The organism is Enterococcus sp. ARL09-542 (assembly GCF_005234805.1).
GTDB classification, from domain to species: Bacteria; Bacillota; Bacilli; order Lactobacillales; family Enterococcaceae; genus Enterococcus_D; species Enterococcus_D gallinarum.
Window position 1 is genome coordinate 219,792 of sequence record NZ_QPQX01000001.1, and the last position, 17,785, is coordinate 237,576.

Genomic DNA, 17,785 nt, shown 5'->3' on the forward strand with positions numbered 1-17,785 from the left:
ACTTTTATCCAATGAAAACGCAAACAAGTCGCGTTAGAATAAAAATATAAGAAAAGGAGGAGAACAAATGTTAAACACAGTGATCTTAAAGAACAACTATCAAGATTCGATCAATCTCATGTTGTTGACGAATACGATCAATGATCTTGATGGCGTGACAATGAGTCAGATCATGATGGGGACAGATGCAAACAAAGATATTTTAAATAACACTGGCTTGCTGACGCCTGAAGCAGAAGCTGCTTCCCCGAATGACATGATGATCGTTGTCGACAGTGAAGACGAGCAAATCATGGAGGAAGTTTTACCGGCGATCGATACCTTTCTAGCTGATCTTTCCGCTAAAGGTGACGACAAAGAGAAACCTGCTGCAGCTTCTTGGCAAGAAGCACTGACTGCTTTGCCGGATGCCAATGTGGCGTTGTTCAGTATTCCGGGAGAATATGGCGCAGCCGAGATGGAAAAGGCTTTGAAGAATGGTCTGCATGTTTTTTCTTTTACGGACAATGTAGCTATTGAAGATGAAGTTCGCTTAAAGAAATTAGCACATGAAAAAGGACTATTAATGATGGGACCAGATTGCGGAACAGGGATCATCTCTAGTATCCCGATTGCCTTCACCAATGTGGTTTCACCTGGAAATATTGGTGTAGTTGGTGCATCAGGGACAGGGATCCAAGAAGTCACAACGATCATCGATCGTCTAGGTGGCGGGGTAGTACATGCAATCGGAACTGGTGGACGTGATCTCAGTGATAAGGTGGGAGCCATCACTGTGAAAGATGCGATCGTCGCTCTGGAAAATCATGAACCAACCGATGTGATTTGTGTCATCTCGAAGCCACCTGCAAAAGAAGTGCGGGATGAAGTCGTTCAATTGCTGCAAAGCATCAGCAAGCCAGTCGTTGCTATTTTCTTAGGAGAAAAACCTGAAGCCCATGAAGGAAAAGTTTACTTGGCACACACATTGGAAGAAACTGCACAAATCGCTGTTGATTTAGCAAATGAAGAAGCTGTCAAACGGAATTATTTTACAAAATTGGACAAACCAAACGTATCCACTTTAGACAAAGACAAAGTTGTTAAAGGCCTTTATTCTGGCGGCACACTAGCTGCTGAAGCGGGCATGTTGATTTCGGAAGCGTTGAACTTAGAAGGTTTAGTCAAGCAAGAAGGATATATTTTGCATTCTCACGGCTACGATGTGATCGATTTAGGCGATGATATTTATACGCAAGGAAAACCTCATCCAATGATCGATCCAGAGGTACGGATTCAAAAAATCGAAGAGTATGCAGAGGATGAACAAACAGGAATTATTTTGTTCGATGTGGTTTTAGGTTACGGTGCACATGAAGATATGGTCGGAGCATTGCTACCTGCCATCGAAGCAGCACAAACAAAAGCTAAAACAGCTGGAGGTGATCTTTACTTCGTGGCTACAGTCTGCGGAACCACGAAAGATCCGCAAAATTATCAAGATGCAGTCGATCGCTTGAAAGCAGCGGGGGTTTATGTAGCAGAAAGCAACGCGAAAGCTGTTCAATTAGCACTCTTGTTAAAAGGTGTCGAAATGTCAGAAGCAGATAAAGCGGTGGAAGACTACACGGGGACAACGATTGATGTACCAACGGTTAGTGAGCAAGTGATGGAATTATTGACAACAAAACCGCGAATCATCAATGTCGGCTTACAAAGTTTTAATGAATCAATCTTGCAATATGGTGGACAAACGGAGCAATTTAACTGGCGTCCTAGAGCGAGCGGCAATAAAAAAATGATTCGCATTCTGGATGCACTGGAAGATTTTGAGGATCAAATTACAGCGGACAACCAAGAAGTGACAGACAAAATCAAGAATGCGCAACCTTTCTTGATCGATGTGGTACCTGCTAAAACAGTCATTGCTGAACTAAATGAGCAGCAAAAAACGTTATTACATGCTGGACCTCCAATTGAGTGGTCAGAAATGACTGGACCGATGCAAGGTTCTTGTATTGGCGCGGCGTTATTTGAACGGTGGGCAACGAATGAAGAAGAAGCACGCCGATTGTTGGAAAGCGGAGAAGTTCGTTTCATGCCTTGTCATCATGTACAAGCTGTTGGCCCGATGGGAGGGATCACTTCTGCAAACATGCCTGTCTTTGTGGTTGAAAATCGTCTGACAGGAAATCGTGCTTACTGTATTTTGAACGAGGGTATCGGTAAAGTGTTACGTTTTGGTGCTTATTCCCAAGAAGTCATTGATCGCTTGGATTGGATCAAAGATGTTTTAGGACCGACGATCGCTAAAGCATTGCAGTTGACAGAAGAAGGCATCAATTTGAATGTCTTGATCGCGCGTTCGATCACGATGGGGGATGAATTCCACCAACGAAACATTGCGGCCTCATTGAACTTCTTGAAAGAAATTTCGCCACTAATCATTCAAACAGATATTCCGGAAGATCAAAAGTACGAAGTTATCAAGTTCTTAGCAGATACTGATCAATTCTTCTTGAATATCATGATGGCTACCGGTAAGGCCATCGTTGACGGTGCTCGTTCAGAAACAAAAGGGACAGTGGTGACAACGATGACCCGTAACGGTGTCAATTTTGGGATTCGTATCGCAGAAACAGAGGACGAATGGCACATTGCCCCGGTCAATACGCCAAAAGGTCTGTACTTTACCGGCTTTACTGAAGCAGACGGTAATCCTGATATCGGAGACAGCGCCATTACGGAAACCGTCGGTGTTGGGGCAATGGCCATGGTTGCTGCACCAGGCGTGACGCGTTTTGTCGGTGCCGGCGGTTTTGAAGATGCCTTGGAAACATCGAATGAAATGGCAAAAATTTGTCTGGGACACAATTCGACATTTTCGATCCCAACATGGGACTTCCAAGGAACATGTTTAGGAATTGACATTCGAAAAGTAGTCGAAACAGGGATCACACCAGTGATCAATACTGGAATCGCCCACAAAGAAGCTGGAGTAGGACAAGTTGGTGCGGGAACGGTTAGAGCACCTCTAGGCTGTTTTGAAAATGCTCTAACAGCTTATGCGAAGAAACTAGGGATCGACGTTGACTGAAAAAATCATTGCGAGTGATTACCTGTCTCCGATCCAGCAATTTGGAGGAATGGGGAAAATCCATAGTGTATTTGATCGTTCATTTAATATTCAAGTCAATGAACAGTTGATCAACATCAATAATTACCGCAGCTATCTGGCAGGATTTGGGATGTATTTACCTGAAGAACAGTTTCGGGCAATCATGCCTTATGTGGAGCCGGGAAATTTAGTCAAGATACGTAGTCATAGTTTGACATTTTATAGTACCAAAGGAACGATTGTTTTGCCTTTGACAGATGTTGCTTTTGTTTCGCTGCAAGTGAAGGACCTTACCTTCACTGCAGCGGAGCGAAACAGCTTAAAAGAAATACTGACCCAGCAAAATTTAGTAGAAAAAATTGGACTTCCTTTAGAAAAACGAGCCTTAGAAATTTTTGAAGTGTTGCGGCATCCCGAGCCAGATTGGCAGCAAGTGACTGCTTATCTAATTGGCCGAGGGAAGGGATTGACACCTAGCGGAGATGATCTATTGGTTGCTTACCAAGCAATGTTTTATGCCTTTGACCAACCAGCGGAGAAGTTAGCAACTGCTCTAGCGGTTCCTTTGTCTACTACTGATGTCAGTAAAGCCTATATTTCCGCCTCTATCAAAGGTTATGTCAATTCATTGATCTATCGATTATTGACTGATTTGAAAAGCCAAGATCAGCAGCTGATCGAAAAAGATGTAAAGGATGTCATGAAAATCGGCCATTCATCGGGCATTGATTTGTGTTTTGGCATGCTGCTAGCATTGGAATCAATCACTTTAGAATAGAAAAGAGGAGAAATCATGGAATCTATCAACCAGCGACCAGCTGAAAAAGTAAGTAACAATTATTGGAAAAAAGTTGTTGCCATTTTCTTTGTGGGTTGGATCTTAATGTATGCCACAAGGACGATCTTTAATCCAATCATGGGTGTGATCGGAGAACAATTCAATTTAAGCAATACGCAACTAGGTCTAGCAAATAGTATCTTCTTCTTGACCTATGCCATCGCCCAAATTCCTTTTGGGATCGTTGGGGACAAAATCGGTCGAAAGCTAGTCATTGCCATTGGTTTTGTACTGCTGGCCGTGACCACGTATTTCAGTGGATTAGCTACGAGTTTTGTCTTGTTCTTAGTCATTCGCGCAGTTGCCGGTATCGGTCAAGGTGCGTATTATGGGCCTCAATACGCGTTATCAACAGAAGCGATTCCAGATAACAAACGAACCGTTGGGAATGCGATTATCAACAGCGGAATGGCTTTTGGGACTTCTGGCGGGTATCTATTGTCAAGTAAACTTGTTTTGGATAATGGCGATCATTGGAGCAAACCATTCTTTATCATGGCGATCCCAACATTGATTCTCGGTATCTTGTTTTACACGGTATTGAAAGAGAAAGTCATCCGTCCTGAAGATGAAGAAAAAGTGGTTAAAGAAGAAGGACCAAAAGAAAAAATCTCTCTTAAACAAATTTTTTCTAATCGTAATTTAGTGGCTGCCTTTATCTTATGTTTTACTAGCATTTATGCAAATTTTGTTATCATTACATGGTTACCACAATTTTTGATCGCAGAACGTGGATTTGAAGGAGCAAGTGTTGGATTTATTGCTTCTCTCGTCCCATGGGCTTCGATTCCTGGTGCCTTGATTTTTGCTCGGTTGAACGACAAAACAGGAGCAACGAAAAAACTGGTGTATTTCTTGGTACCCCTTGCGACACTTTCAGTTTTTGCGATTGCCTTTGTTACAGACCGCACGATATTGATCGCCGTGTTGATTTTGTATGGATTGACGGGCAAGCTTGCTCTTGATCCAATCGTGGTGACATTTGTAACGAAAAATGCACCAGCCGGAGCGTTAGGCACGACGCTTAGTGCCTACAACTTCATCGGAATGTCTGGTTCGATCCTCGCGCCATATGTCACAGGATTTTTAGCAGATTCATTAGGATCAATGCAAGTCGGTTTTTACTTATCGTGTGTGTTGCTGCTGATCGGATTAGGAATATTTGCCGTATTAGCGAAGGAAAATGAGAAGGAGACAGTAAAATGAGTTTAAATGTGATCGCACTAGGCGGAAATGCCATTTTGGATAAAGACCCTAGTGATAGTGGACAAAAAGCGGTAGTTGCTCAAGCAGCCAAATATATTGCTGATTTTGTTGAAAAAGGCGAACAAGTGATTTTGTGTCATGGAAATGGCCCACAAGTCGGTAATTTGCTGCTTCAGCAAAAAGCTGCTGAAAGCGAAAAAAATCCACAGCTGAAATTGGATACCTGTGTTGCGATGACACAAGGAAGTATCGGCTATTGGTTGCAACATGCACTAACCAATGAATTTGCCCAACGGGATGTGCCGCAATCCGTGATTTCTTTAATCACACAAGTCAGAGTGGATAAAAACGATCCTTCTTTCCAGAAACCATCGAAACCGATTGGTCCTTTTTATGATAAAGAAGAAGCGGAAGCAGCGATGGCTAAAACCGGGGGTGTCTATCAAGAAGATGCCGGACGGGGCTACCGAAAAGTGGTTCCTTCTCCGATGCCACAAGAAATCGTCGAAAAAGACGTGATCAAGACCCTAGTCGATGCCGGGGTAATCACGATTTGTGCTGGAGGTGGTGGGGTACCTGTTTATCAAGAAAATCAGCACTATGTTGGCGTGGAAGCAGTCAATGACAAAGATTTTGCAGCCAAGGTTTTGGCAGACAATGTCCAAGCAGATCGTCTGATTATTTTAACGGGTGTTGATAATATCTACATTAACTACAATCAACCAGACCAACAAGCTCTCAAAGAAATCACTGTCGAGCAAGCAGAACAGTATATTGAAGAAGGACACTTTGCTGCTGGCAGTATGTTACCGAAGATCCAGGCAGCCATCGGCTTTGTAAACGAGGATGCGTCAAGGACAGCGATCATTACTTCAATTGAAAATTTAGCTGTACTTGATCAACAGGTAGGGACTATACTCCGCAAATAAAGAGGGGATCAAGGTGAAAATAAAAAAAATACCAATGGTCACACAAATCGTTATTGCTGTTTTGTTGGGGATCGTTTTTGGATTGCTGTTTTCACAAGCGGGCGTTCACTTAAAAATCGTTGGCGATATTTTTCTACGGCTCATGCAAATGGCAATACCGGTATTGATCTTAGGGCAAATCATTCAGGCTGTTGGGGGCATTGCCCCCAAAGAATTGACACGGTTAGGTGGGAAAACAATCGCGGTCTTCGGGATTTCCTCCTTACTTGCTGCGGCTTGGGGTGTCGCAATGGCAGTTTTCTTTACCCCTGGTAAAGGGATCGATTTTTCACAAACGGCTGCTGACACTGTCCAAGCGCAAGAAATCTCACCATCGGAGACGCTGATCAATTTTATTCCTACCAATATTTTCGATGCCTTGTCAAAAGGATCGATTATTCAGATCATCGTTTTTGCCCTGTTTTTTGGGATTGCTTTAAATCGTTTTTTGCAAAAGAATCCGCAGTCGCAATTATTAACAATCATTGTTGACTTGAATGAAGTCGTGCTGACGATCATCCGCTATGTCATGATTTTAGCGCCCATCGGGATCTTTGCGCTGATTGCTTCAACGATCAGTTCTTTGGGGTTACAGATCATTTTACCTCTAGGAAAGTATCTTCTAATCTATGGGTTAGCCACACTGACGTTTCTTGCCTTATGGATTGTTGCTTTGATGATCTATTGCCGCGTGAATCCATGGCGCTTGATCCAAAATATGAAAAATATGACCATTATGGCATTAGCGACTACCTCGTCCGCCATCACATTACCGGTCGCTATGGAAGAAGCCCAACATAAGCTGGGATTAAGCAGCCGTATCACAAATCTAGTCTTACCACTAGGAATGTCTTTAAATAGTAATGGTTCTGCGATGCATATGGCGATCACAGTGATGACGATTGCCCAGATGTATCAAATGCCTTTTGATTTGATCCAAATGATTACAGTGGCTGTCACTGCAACATTCGTGTCCTTGGCGAATGCAGTTGTTCCGGGAGCTGGCCTCGTTTCACTGGCGATTGTCGTCCCTCAATTAGGACTCCCAATCGAGAGTATCGCGATTTTTGCTGGTGTAGAATGGTTTGTCGGTATGCTGCGAACGATTTTGAATGTCAATTCAGATGTTTATTCTGCGATGATCATTGCGAAATCTGCGGATGAATTGGACTATCAGATATTTAATCAATAAGAGAAAGGAGAAGTCGCTGTTGTCACTATCAGGTACTTCTCCTTTATTGTTAAAGGAGGATTCACGATGGAAGAACTAGTCACTCTTTCTATTACTCAATTGGAAGAATTGATGAAGAAAAAACTGATTGCTGCTGGGTTGCCGCAAGAAGCTGCCAGCGAAACGGCGAAACATTTAGCTATTGCAGATGCAACAGGTGTCCATTCCCACGGTGCTGTACGCATGGACTATTATGCCGAACGGATCGCTAAAGGCGGAATCACATTGGCGCCTAAATTATCTTTTGAGAAAACCGGCCCTGCTACAGGGATTTTTCATGGCGACAATGGCATGGGACAATACGTCTGTAATGAAGCGATGAAGATTGCGATCCATCTTGCCAAAGAAGCTGGAATTGCCTATGTCGGTGTCGAACAAACCAGTCATAGTGGTACCATGGCTTATTATGTCAAAAAAGCGGCAGAAGAAGAGTTGATCGCATTAGCGATGTGTCAATCAGATCCAATGGCAGTTCCCTTTGGCGGTACCCGCAATTACTTTGGCACGAACCCAATTGCATTTGCTGCGCCACGAGCGGGACATGAACCCATTGTTTTTGATATGGCTACCACCGTTCAAGCGTGGGGCAAAATACTCGATGCCCGAGCCAAAAATCAGCCGATCCCAGAAAATTGGGCAGTGGACGATACAGGACAACCAACCACAGATCCTACGGACGTTAAAGGATTATTACCGATCGCTGGCGCCAAGGGCTATGGCTTGATGATGATGGTGGATATTTTAGCCGGTTCACTGTTAGGACTGCCTTTCGGGAAACATGTATCTTCTATGTATGCCGATCTCACTGAAAAAAGACGCCTAGGACAAATGTTTCTAGTCATTGATCCCAAACGCTTTACGGATCTTTCGGCATTTAAAGAACAGATGGATCAAATGGTAAATGAATTACATGAAATTCCGCCTGTAGAAGGACAATCAACGGTCTATTATCCAGGCGAGATCAGTCAACTACAGTTTGAGAAAGCAAAGCAAGATGGTGTACAGATTCCGCGTTCCATCTACGAGTACTTGATCAGTGAGATCATCCACCAGAATAAGTATGGAGGGCAAGATGCATTTGCGAAGTAGGTGCTGAACTATTTTATAGTGGAAAATAACGAATAGGTATACGTCTTAAAAAGAAGATAAACATACGTATTGAGGATACATATGTTCATCTTCTTTTATTCTGTGCTAGTTATCTTTGGTAGTAGCATTTTTTGCTGAATAACTAAGATAATAAAATCCAGATACGAGAACTGCACCACCTACTATATTTCCTAGATAGACAGGGATAAAATTTAAAACAAACGCTTTCCAAGTAGCTTCTCCTTCAAAGATTGCTGCGGGAATAACAAAGCAGTTAGCGACACTATGCTGGAATCCAATTGCCACGAAAATCATGACTGGAAACCAGATAGATAGAATCTTTCCTGCCGCATCTTTTGCACCGTAGCATAACCATAATGCGAGTCCAACAAACCAGTTACAGCCAATACCGGAAATGAAGGCTTGTGAAAAAGAAGTGTTTAGCTTGTGCTGCGCTATTTTTATGACCTGTTCTCTAAAGACATCAGTATGCGTCAGTCCAACAAAGTAACCAAAAAAATAGGCAACAAAAATTGCTCCAATCATGTTTGTGATTGTAATCAATACCCAGTTGCCTACAAGCTTCTGATAAGAAATCCGGTGATCGTAAAAGGCAATTGTTACAGCCATCATGTTTCCAGTGATTAATTCCCCGCCAGCTAGTAAAATGACGATTAATCCAATAGGAAAAATTGCTGATCCTAACAATGTCCCTAATCCGGAAAAGTTTGATGGTATGGGGGCGGATACTCGGATATAAGCTAAATATCCCAAAGAAATCATAGCACCGCCAATAAAGCCTAACAAACATTTTGCTATTAGTGTTTTTTTTGTTTTGTTTGCCCCGTTTTTGATTGCTATTTCAACAATTTCTTCTGGTGCGTACATGGTTCGCTTCCTTTCAGTAGATCACTTAAAAAAGGAAGTGTGACAGAAGTATAAACTAGCCAAAAGGTATCCGTTCTCTATAATGATGAATTGTCTTTCTCTTATGATTGTGCTGAAGACCGACTTCACCGTAAATGGTATCATGCAGTTCAGATGTTTAGTTTATTAAAAAGTACTTATATCACAGTTCCTGGGAAAAAATAATCCGTGTTTGATTTAATCAAAAAGCGCATTGATTGCGGCATCGATGCTGCTTTGTTCTGCAAGATAAGGGATAGTGATATGATCAGTCCCTTGATTCATTTTGTTATATTCAATGGACGTTTCAATTGCGTGATCATTTCGAGCCCAGCTTCTACGTGCCACTCCGCCCATCGTATCCCAGGCAATCGCTGACTTGATGATCTCGTCCACTTGTTCTGAACCATCTAGTACAAGTCCAAAACCGCCATTGATTGATTTGCCAATTCCGACACCACCACCGTTATGCAGTGCAATCAAAGACATCCCCCTAGCTGCATTTCCGGCGTAGCATTGTGTAGCCATATCGGCACAAACATTACTTCCATCTTTAATATTTGATGTTTCACGGAATGGAGAATCTGTTCCAGAAACATCATGGTGATCACGTCCTAGCATAACAGGACCAATTTTACCTTCTCGAACCAATTCATTAAATTTAAGTGCAATATTCACTCGCCCCATACAGTCTTGGTATAAGATTCGAGCTTGTGTACCAACGACTAATTGATTTTTTTCTGCATCACGAATCCAGTTGTAATTGTCTCGGTCTTGATAACGGCGAGTCGGATCAATCACTTCCATTGCAGCATGATCTGTTGCGACCAAGTCTTCGTGTTTACCGCTTAAGCACACCCAACGAAATGGACCGTAGCCATAATCGAAAAGCATTGGTCCCATGATATCTTCAACATAAGATGGCCAAATGAAGCCATCCTTATCATCAATCCCATTTTTTGAGATTTCTTTAATGCCAGAATCATAGATTGCTTTCATGAAAGAGTTACCATAGTCAAAGAAATAGGTGCCTTTTGCAACAAGCGACTTGATTACATGGTAATGGCGTTTCAATGTTTCATCCACTAGCTGATGGAATTTTTCACTATTTGTGGCTAATAGTTTTGTTCTTTCTTCAAACGTAATGCCAGCAGGGCAGTATCCTCCATTGTACACATTATGACAAGAGGTTTGATCAGATAGTAAATCAACTGGTACATCATTTTGGTCAATGTATTCCAATAAATCGACAATATTGCCGTGATAGGCAATTGAAGTCTTTTCATTTTTATTTAGATAGCTTGTAGCAATGTTTATTGCTTCTTCTGGAGTTTCCGCAAGATTAGAAATCCATCCTTGTTCTAATCTTGTATCGATTCGTGACTTATCCACTTCAGCAATAATTGCCACTGCATTGGCGATTTCTCCAGCCTTACCCTGAGCGCCAGACATCCCACCAAGTCCAGAGGAAACAAACAGTTTTCCAGCTAAATCGCCATCATCTTTAATTCCAAGTTTCAAACGACCAGCATTCAAAAGGGTATTGAACGTGCCATGAACGATTCCTTGAGGACCAATGTACATCCAGCCGCCAGCGGTCATTTGTCCATAATTGGTTACTCCCATTTCTTCGGCAATTTCCCAGTCATCAATATTATCGTATTCCCCAACTAATAATCCATTCGTGATAATCACACGGGGAGCGTCTTTTTTTGATTTGAAAAGGCCCAAAGGGTGACCTGATTCAATCACCAATGTTTGTTCCTCTGTCATGATTTCGAGATATTTTTTAATCAAGTGATACTGCATCCAGTTGGAACAAACCTGACCAGTTTCTCCATAAGTTACAAGTTCGTAGGGATAAAGCGCCACAGCAAAATCAAGGTTATTATCAATCATTACCTGCATTGCTTTTGCGGCAGTACATTTACCTTTATATGCATCAATTGGTTTGCCATAGATTCTTTCCTTAGGATACCACCGATAACCGTAAATACGCCCACGTGTCTTTAACTCTTCTATAAATTCTGGAATCACGATTTCATGATATTTTGGATGAATGTAACGCAATGCATTTTTTAATGCGAGTTCTGTCTGGTCTTTTGTTAAACGGAATCCGCGATCAGGTGCGCGGCGAATGCCTTCTTGAAAAATAGTTTTTTCAGGTAAAAAGTCATCTAACTTAACTGTCATCGCTTGTTCGATGTCTTGTAATTGAATCATTAATATTTCCTCCTCAAGTGTATAATAATGGTGAATGAATAAAATATTCTTAATCGGCTTACGATTCTCAGTATATATAAGCGGTGTCAACGAAACGTCTATCCGCACAAATAATTTTATTCCAATTTTATAAATGGTTGAGACGCATCGTTTGACTTCTGTTAGACTATGATTTTTTATACTCAGAATATGAATAATTTGTAGAGGAGTAAGAATAATGAAAGCAGAAAAAATTTTAAACAATTTTAGTCAAATTTTTTGTCCGATTGATCAGGGTGCACCATTGAGAGGAAAGCAGATGAGTGAAGCGATAATCATCAACGGAGGCTATATCGCTATCAAGGATGGAAAGATTTTGCACGTAGGGGAAGGACAGCCAAACAATGATTTGGTTGATAAACATACGGAAATTATTGATTACACAGGGAAACTAGCGACACCTGGATTAATTGATTGTCACACACACCTCGTATATGGTGGTAGCCGAGAGCATGAGTTTGCCAAGAAATTAAATGGTGTGCCTTACTTAGAGATTTTAGCTGATGGTGGTGGGATTTTAAGTACAATGAATGCGACTAGACAAGCTTCATTTGACACGCTGTATAATAAATCTGCAGATCTGCTGGATAAAATGCTGATGCATGGTGTGACAACAGTAGAGGCTAAAAGCGGCTATGGATTGAATTGGGAAACAGAAAAAAAACAATTGGAAGTTGCAAAAAAATTGAATAACGAACATGCAATCGATATTGTTTCTACTTTTATGGGAGCTCATGCGATTCCAGCAGAGTATCAGGGACGTTCTAATGAGTTTATTGATTTAATCATTGATGAAATGCTCCCAAAAGTAAAAGCAGAAAAACTAGCAGAATTTTGTGATGTGTTTTGTGAAGAAGGGGTTTTCTCTGCCGAAGAATCTTATCGATTGTTAAAAGCCGCAAAAGAAATGGGATTTAAATTACGTATACACGCGGACGAGATTGCATCGATTGGGGGAGTAGATATTGCTGCACAGTTAGGTGCAGTTAGTGCTGAACACTTAATGATGATAACTGACGAAGGAATCAGAAAGTTGAGCGAAGCCAAAGTTATCGGGAATTTGCTGCCTGGAACCACCTTTAGCTTAATGGAAGACACGTATGCACCAGCAAGAAAAATGATCGACAAGGGTATGGCAATTACATTAACGACAGATAGTAACCCTGGAAGTTGTCCAACAGCAAATTTACAGTTTATTATGCAGTTAGGTTGCTTTATGCAAAAGCTTACTCCAATTCAAGTCTTTAATGCGGTTACGATTAATGCTGCGTATTCTATTTGTCGATCAAAGAGCGTAGGAAGCCTAGACAAAGGAAAATCGGCAGATATTACTATTTTTGATGCACCGAATATCGATTTTCCATTGTATTTTTTTGCGACTAATTTGGTTACACATGTATATAAGGCTGGAGATCTTGTCGTCTCGCAACGTCAGCATAGTTAGAAATCTTTTTGCAGAGAACTCTCCAATTCTAGTGATAGAGTTAGAGAGTTTTTCTTATAAAAGGTTTAGAAGGTTTAGAAGGTTATAATGGACAGTGTTGTAAGCGGTATCTTTATTAGGTTGGTTGTTTTAAAATAAAGATTAGTAAAACTGAAAGAAGGAGCAGTGATGGAGCATACATTGTCGTTTAAATTATTAGGAACACCAACAATAAAAGTGGATGGGAACATAAAAATTTTTTCTTTTTCAAAAATCAATGCTTTGCTGTATTACATGGTGATCAACAAACAAATTAGTCGGGATGAAATAGCAGGTATTTTATGGCCTAGTAAAGATGAAAAAAGTGCCAAGAAGAATTTGCGAAATACAATTTATCAAGCAAATCGCTCGTTGGGAGGGGAATTTATTGTTTCACCGAATAAATCTATTTTGACGTTTAATTCTGATTTAATCATTGAGAGTGATACGTATCGTTTTGAAAAGGATGCTTATGCTCATCTGGAAGACTATCGGGATGAATTTTTAAAAGGATTTTATTTGAAAGATTCCGATCTGTTTGATGCATGGTTGACTAAGATGCGTAATCTCTATGAACATCAATTTATTGAATGCTGCTATCAAAAGGTTGCAGAAGACATTTCATTTCATGCCGTAGCCGATGTAGAAAAAAATATCAGAAAATTAATTGCAATTGATGAATTTGATGAGCGCAATTATCAATTATTGATGCAATTTTATATTGAAAATCATCGCAATGGGAAAGCAATTGAAACCTATTATGAATTGGTAGAGACACTTAGAGATGAATTAGGAATTGAACCAAGTGAAGAAACAAAACAGCTCTATCAAAGAACATTACAGATTGCCAATCAAAAACAGCGAGTAAGTCAAAAAAAACGCGCGAATCACTTTTATGGTCGATCCAATGAAGTGGAGCGCTTGGAGTTGAATTTGGCGAATTTAAAACAAAAAAAGCCATTTCAATCGGTCTTAGTTACTGGAGATTTAGGTGTGGGAAAGTCTTCATTGTGTCAATTAGTCATAGAAAATATTCAATATCCTTATGAGCTATTCAAAGTGACTTGTTATAAAACGGAACAAGAGCATTGCTTGCGTCCATGGCGTGAACTACTGCAACAGATCATCCATTTATTGCAAAGAGAAAAGCTAGCTGAAGTTAGTCAATGGCAACAAACATTTAGTCAACAATTTCCATTTTTTAATGATTTAATAGCACAACGCGTACTTCGGTCCATTGATTCTGTTGAGTTAAATTTTTTAGCACAATGCATATCGGAAGCTTTGCAACAGTTGGGGAAAATAACTCCTGTTGTCATTTTTATTGAAAACTTACAATGGATGGATCGAACCAGTATTAGGCTATTAACGAGTTTAATTCTGCATAACCCCCATCGGGATATCATTTTTATCATGACATTGCAATCAAGCTTTCGCAAGGAAATACAAGACTTTATCGTAAGCGTTCGCCGCTATGAAAAAATTATCACATTGAAATTACTTCCATTTCAAGATTTTGAGGTCAGGGCTTTTTGTGAGAAACAATTGCCTAATCATACGTTCCAAACATCTACAATAGATTTTATTATGAGAGAATCAGAAGGTGTTCCTCTGTACATTAGTGAGTACTTAAATCAATTGGAAGAGAGCAACACATTGGAAAGATTAACGCAAAACATAAAGGATAAGCTTAGTCTACAGTTTGTAAACTTATTGCCTGTAGAAGTGGAATTGATTGACTTGATTTCTTTCTTTCAGAAATTAGCATTTATGAGTGTACTAATTGAGTTAGTCGATGGTCAAAAAGCAGAGGTTTATAAAGCGCTCGATAATTTAATCAAGCAAGGATTGATCAATGAGAATATTTATCTCGATGAAGTATGCTTTAGTTTTAAACATAATAAGATGAAACAATTTATTTATGCACAACAATCAGATATGAAATTACGTGTGATACATGAAAAAATTGCTGTTTTATTAGAGCAAAAGTTAAATGAAGCAAAAAACGATAGCGAATTATTGGCAGCAATCGGGTATCACTATCGTCAGGCGCATCAAGAACTTAAGTCCTTAGATTATGAACTTTCTCATCATCAATTATTTTTACGTATTCAACATGAACTCTTTCCAATCTATCATCAAGAACATTTGGCATCACGTGAATTGGTCAGAAGAGAAGCCCCAAATGAATTAGAAAAATTCAAAGAGATAGGTGCAAGACTTAAAGAAATTGAAGGACAGTATGCAGAAGATAGTACTTATCAGTTGTTGCTCGTCAGATTTCTTTATCTAGAAGGTCGCTTTTTCATCAATTCCGGGGACTATAATCGAGGAATTGAAAACATTCAGCGAGTAATCGTAAAAGCGAAAGACTTTCATCTAACAACCTATTTATTGCGCGGGTATCGTCAAATGATTTATTACTATATTCAAACTGATAATGCGACGGACATGGCACATTATATCGATTTGGCAATGGATGTAGCAATTACTGCCAATAACAACGAATCTATCGGTATTTTATTGCGATTGAAAGGTTTGTATCATCTGATGATCGGTGATTTGGATCAAGCAGAATCGTACATCCAAGAATCGATTACAATTTTTAATATTGCCAACCGTTTTGACGAAAAGTATAACAGCAATATTGCTGCCGCGTATGATTATCTAGCAGAAATCCAGCGTTTGCGGTCTAACTATGAGCAGTCTATCAAACTGCAACAAAAAGCCATCAATTTGTGTGAAGGAAATAATTTGGTGACGAGCTTGGCTATTTTTTATGTTGATATGGGAATTACACTGTATGCAAAAAAAGATTATGATCAAGCGGAAACCTATTTTCTCAAGGCAAATGAATATTTTGAAGTTACTACTTCATTATGGAAAAGGGTTCAGTTAAATGCTTATTTAACATTAATTTACCTTCACAAAAAAGATTATGGAAAAGTGATAGAGTTTATTGAAAAGACAAGCTGTTACCAAAATCAACTAGCTAATCCGCGTGATAGTGGTCTCGTTTATTTTATCAAAGCACTGGTAAAAGAAAAGTGTCTAAATGAGAGGCATGCAAATCTACAATTAAATCATTTGGTTAAAGAAGATTTATCGTACTATTTGACAAAAGCAATGGACAACCTTAGTCAATATCGAGACCGCTATGAGTTGCAAGTTTTAAAAGAATTCTTTCATGTAAATCTATAAGATTGATATCTGAGGCTGTGACAGATGTGATCAGTTTCAAGAAATGAGAAGAAAATTCCGAAAAAGCTATTACTAACCGCTTATTCAGAAGAAGCTGTGACAAAACTTTTGTCACAGCTTCTTTTCACAACTAAGGGTTGAGTCGATAAAGTTTCTTCTTTAGAATGTTCAATGCTGCTTCGGGATAGTTTTGACTTAAAAGTCCCATTGCAGATAAAAGGTAGTCTTGGTCAATAAGAATTTGCGGATCTACTGGTAGCAAAGTATTAGACATGCCCTTGATGTCAGGTTTAACTATTTTTTTAGGAGATTGACTATGAATGATAACGCCACCAGTACCAATGATTGTTTGGAAATTTCGAAGATCTTTTCCATGCTGGTAGTAGATTGTACGATTTGGCGTATATTCTTTTCTTATCTTTCCAGCATGTCTCTCTAAAGCGATAGCCGTTGCCGATTGAGCTAAAAATTGATCAATTAGGCATTCTTCTCGTGTCTTTGGTACATATGTTGGATGACTACATCTATAATAGCAAGCAGCTTGAAGAGTCGTAAATTTCCAAGAAGACAATGCCCTGATTCGATTGGAATCTTCTACAATGCACCTTAGCAAGCTTACTGCAGAAGAACGCATACCGAGATCACCTTCTACGGTACGTTTCAAATAGGGTTCTTCCAATCCTTCAAAGTAAACATTTTCTGCTTGGGGTAAACCATCTCCAACAGAATGAATATCTGTTGTCGCTCCCCCAATGTCAACAACGACTAAATTCCCAAAACCTTTCGAAGCTTGTGTCCCTTCTTTTAATAGCTTGGCTGCAGCTAATACAGCTTTAGGGGTGGGGATGATGGGGGCACTTGCGTGAGCTGCAACTTGATGAATCCCTTTTGAATGAACAATTTTTTCTAAGAAAACTTTTTGGGCAATTTTTCTAACCGGAATAGGATTCAGCTTATTAACATCAGGCATCACGTTTTCGGTAAAGTAAGTATTATTTCGATCTTGCAAGAGCTTAGATAATTCTCCATAGCTGTCTTCGTTGCCAGCTACAATCAATGCAATCTCTGTAGAAAGCTGAGTAAGAAGACGGGCATTGTGACGGATGATTTCTTGATTTCCACCATTACACCCTCCTGTCAACAAAACAACATCTGGCTTTTGTTGTTCTATTTCCTCAAGCTGGTCCAGTGTCAAACGATAACAAAAAGTTTGAAGAATACGACTGCCTGCCCCCAGAGCCGCTCTTTTCGCCGCTTCTAATGTCAAACTCTCAGTTAAACCAATGGCAATCATTTTAAAGCCTCCCCATGCGGAAGAACAGAAATATTCTTCTATCTTTACTTGATCAGAAAATTTTAACGTTTGAAGTAATGCTTTTTTCCCTTCTGTATAGCACAACTGTAACCCGTCTTGACTACTTGTGGGAATCTGAGCTGTATGAAGGACTTCCATGGCGCTAGGATCGACCAGAGTTAATTTTGTATATGTGCTGCCAAAATCAATCAACAAAACAATTTTCTTCAT

11 protein-coding genes are annotated in these 17,785 nt (G+C 40.0%); 8 read left to right on the top strand and 3 right to left on the bottom strand.

Going from position 1 to position 17,785, the window contains the following annotated elements; all coding sequences use genetic code 11:
- Positions 1-67 precede the first annotated feature (67 nt).
- The 6 genes from fdrA to allD all read left to right on the top strand — a co-directional run bounded on the left by fdrA (position 68) and on the right by allD (position 8,429).
- A complete protein-coding gene (fdrA, locus tag DVW06_RS01030; protein ID WP_034706799.1) occupies positions 68-3,076 on the top strand; it encodes a DUF1116 domain-containing protein in 3,009 nt (1,002 codons plus the stop codon).
- Positions 3,069-3,875 (top strand): DUF2877 domain-containing protein, encoded by an 807-nt coding sequence (locus DVW06_RS01035; protein WP_003125712.1) that lies wholly within the window; start codon positions 3,069-3,071, stop codon positions 3,873-3,875. The genes fdrA and DVW06_RS01035 overlap by 8 nt, the downstream gene beginning before the upstream one ends.
- Before the next feature lie 15 nt (positions 3,876-3,890).
- A complete protein-coding gene (locus DVW06_RS01040; RefSeq protein WP_003125713.1) occupies positions 3,891-5,141 on the top strand; it encodes an MFS transporter in 1,251 nt (416 codons plus the stop codon).
- Entirely contained in the window at positions 5,138-6,070 is a 933-nt protein-coding gene (gene arcC / locus DVW06_RS01045; protein WP_003125714.1) for a carbamate kinase, read from the top strand. The genes DVW06_RS01040 and arcC overlap by 4 nt, the downstream gene beginning before the upstream one ends.
- Before the next feature lie 13 nt (positions 6,071-6,083).
- A complete protein-coding gene (locus tag DVW06_RS01050; protein WP_003125715.1) occupies positions 6,084-7,301 on the top strand; it encodes a dicarboxylate/amino acid:cation symporter in 1,218 nt (405 codons plus the stop codon).
- A gap of 66 nt (positions 7,302-7,367) precedes the next feature.
- Positions 7,368-8,429 carry an ureidoglycolate dehydrogenase gene (allD, locus tag DVW06_RS01055; RefSeq protein ID WP_086269041.1) on the top strand — a complete coding sequence of 354 codons (1,062 nt, stop codon included), beginning with the start codon at positions 7,368-7,370 and terminating at the stop codon, positions 8,427-8,429.
- A 105-nt stretch (positions 8,430-8,534) separates the two neighbouring features.
- Here the strand turns inward: allD and DVW06_RS01060 are convergent, their stop codons facing one another.
- Positions 8,535-9,317, bottom strand: a complete 783-nt coding sequence (locus tag DVW06_RS01060) for a formate/nitrite transporter family protein (RefSeq protein ID WP_003125717.1) — start codon at positions 9,315-9,317, stop codon at positions 8,535-8,537.
- A gap of 216 nt (positions 9,318-9,533) precedes the next feature.
- Positions 9,534-11,558, bottom strand: a complete 2,025-nt coding sequence (locus DVW06_RS01065; protein WP_003125719.1) for a urocanate hydratase — start codon at positions 11,556-11,558, stop codon at positions 9,534-9,536.
- A 217-nt stretch (positions 11,559-11,775) separates the two neighbouring features.
- Between DVW06_RS01065 and hutI the strand changes: the two genes are divergently transcribed.
- Positions 11,776-13,041, top strand: a complete 1,266-nt coding sequence (hutI, locus tag DVW06_RS01070) for an imidazolonepropionase (RefSeq protein ID WP_003125720.1) — start codon at positions 11,776-11,778, stop codon at positions 13,039-13,041.
- Between the two features lie 168 nt (positions 13,042-13,209).
- Positions 13,210-16,260, top strand: coding sequence for an AAA family ATPase (locus tag DVW06_RS01075; RefSeq protein ID WP_003125721.1), 3,051 nt, complete (start codon positions 13,210-13,212; stop codon positions 16,258-16,260).
- A 130-nt stretch (positions 16,261-16,390) separates the two neighbouring features.
- Here DVW06_RS01075 and glmL read toward each other — a convergent pair whose 3' ends face one another.
- Positions 16,391-17,785, bottom strand: coding sequence for a methylaspartate mutase accessory protein GlmL (gene glmL, locus DVW06_RS01080; RefSeq protein ID WP_003125722.1), 1,395 nt, complete (start codon positions 17,783-17,785; stop codon positions 16,391-16,393).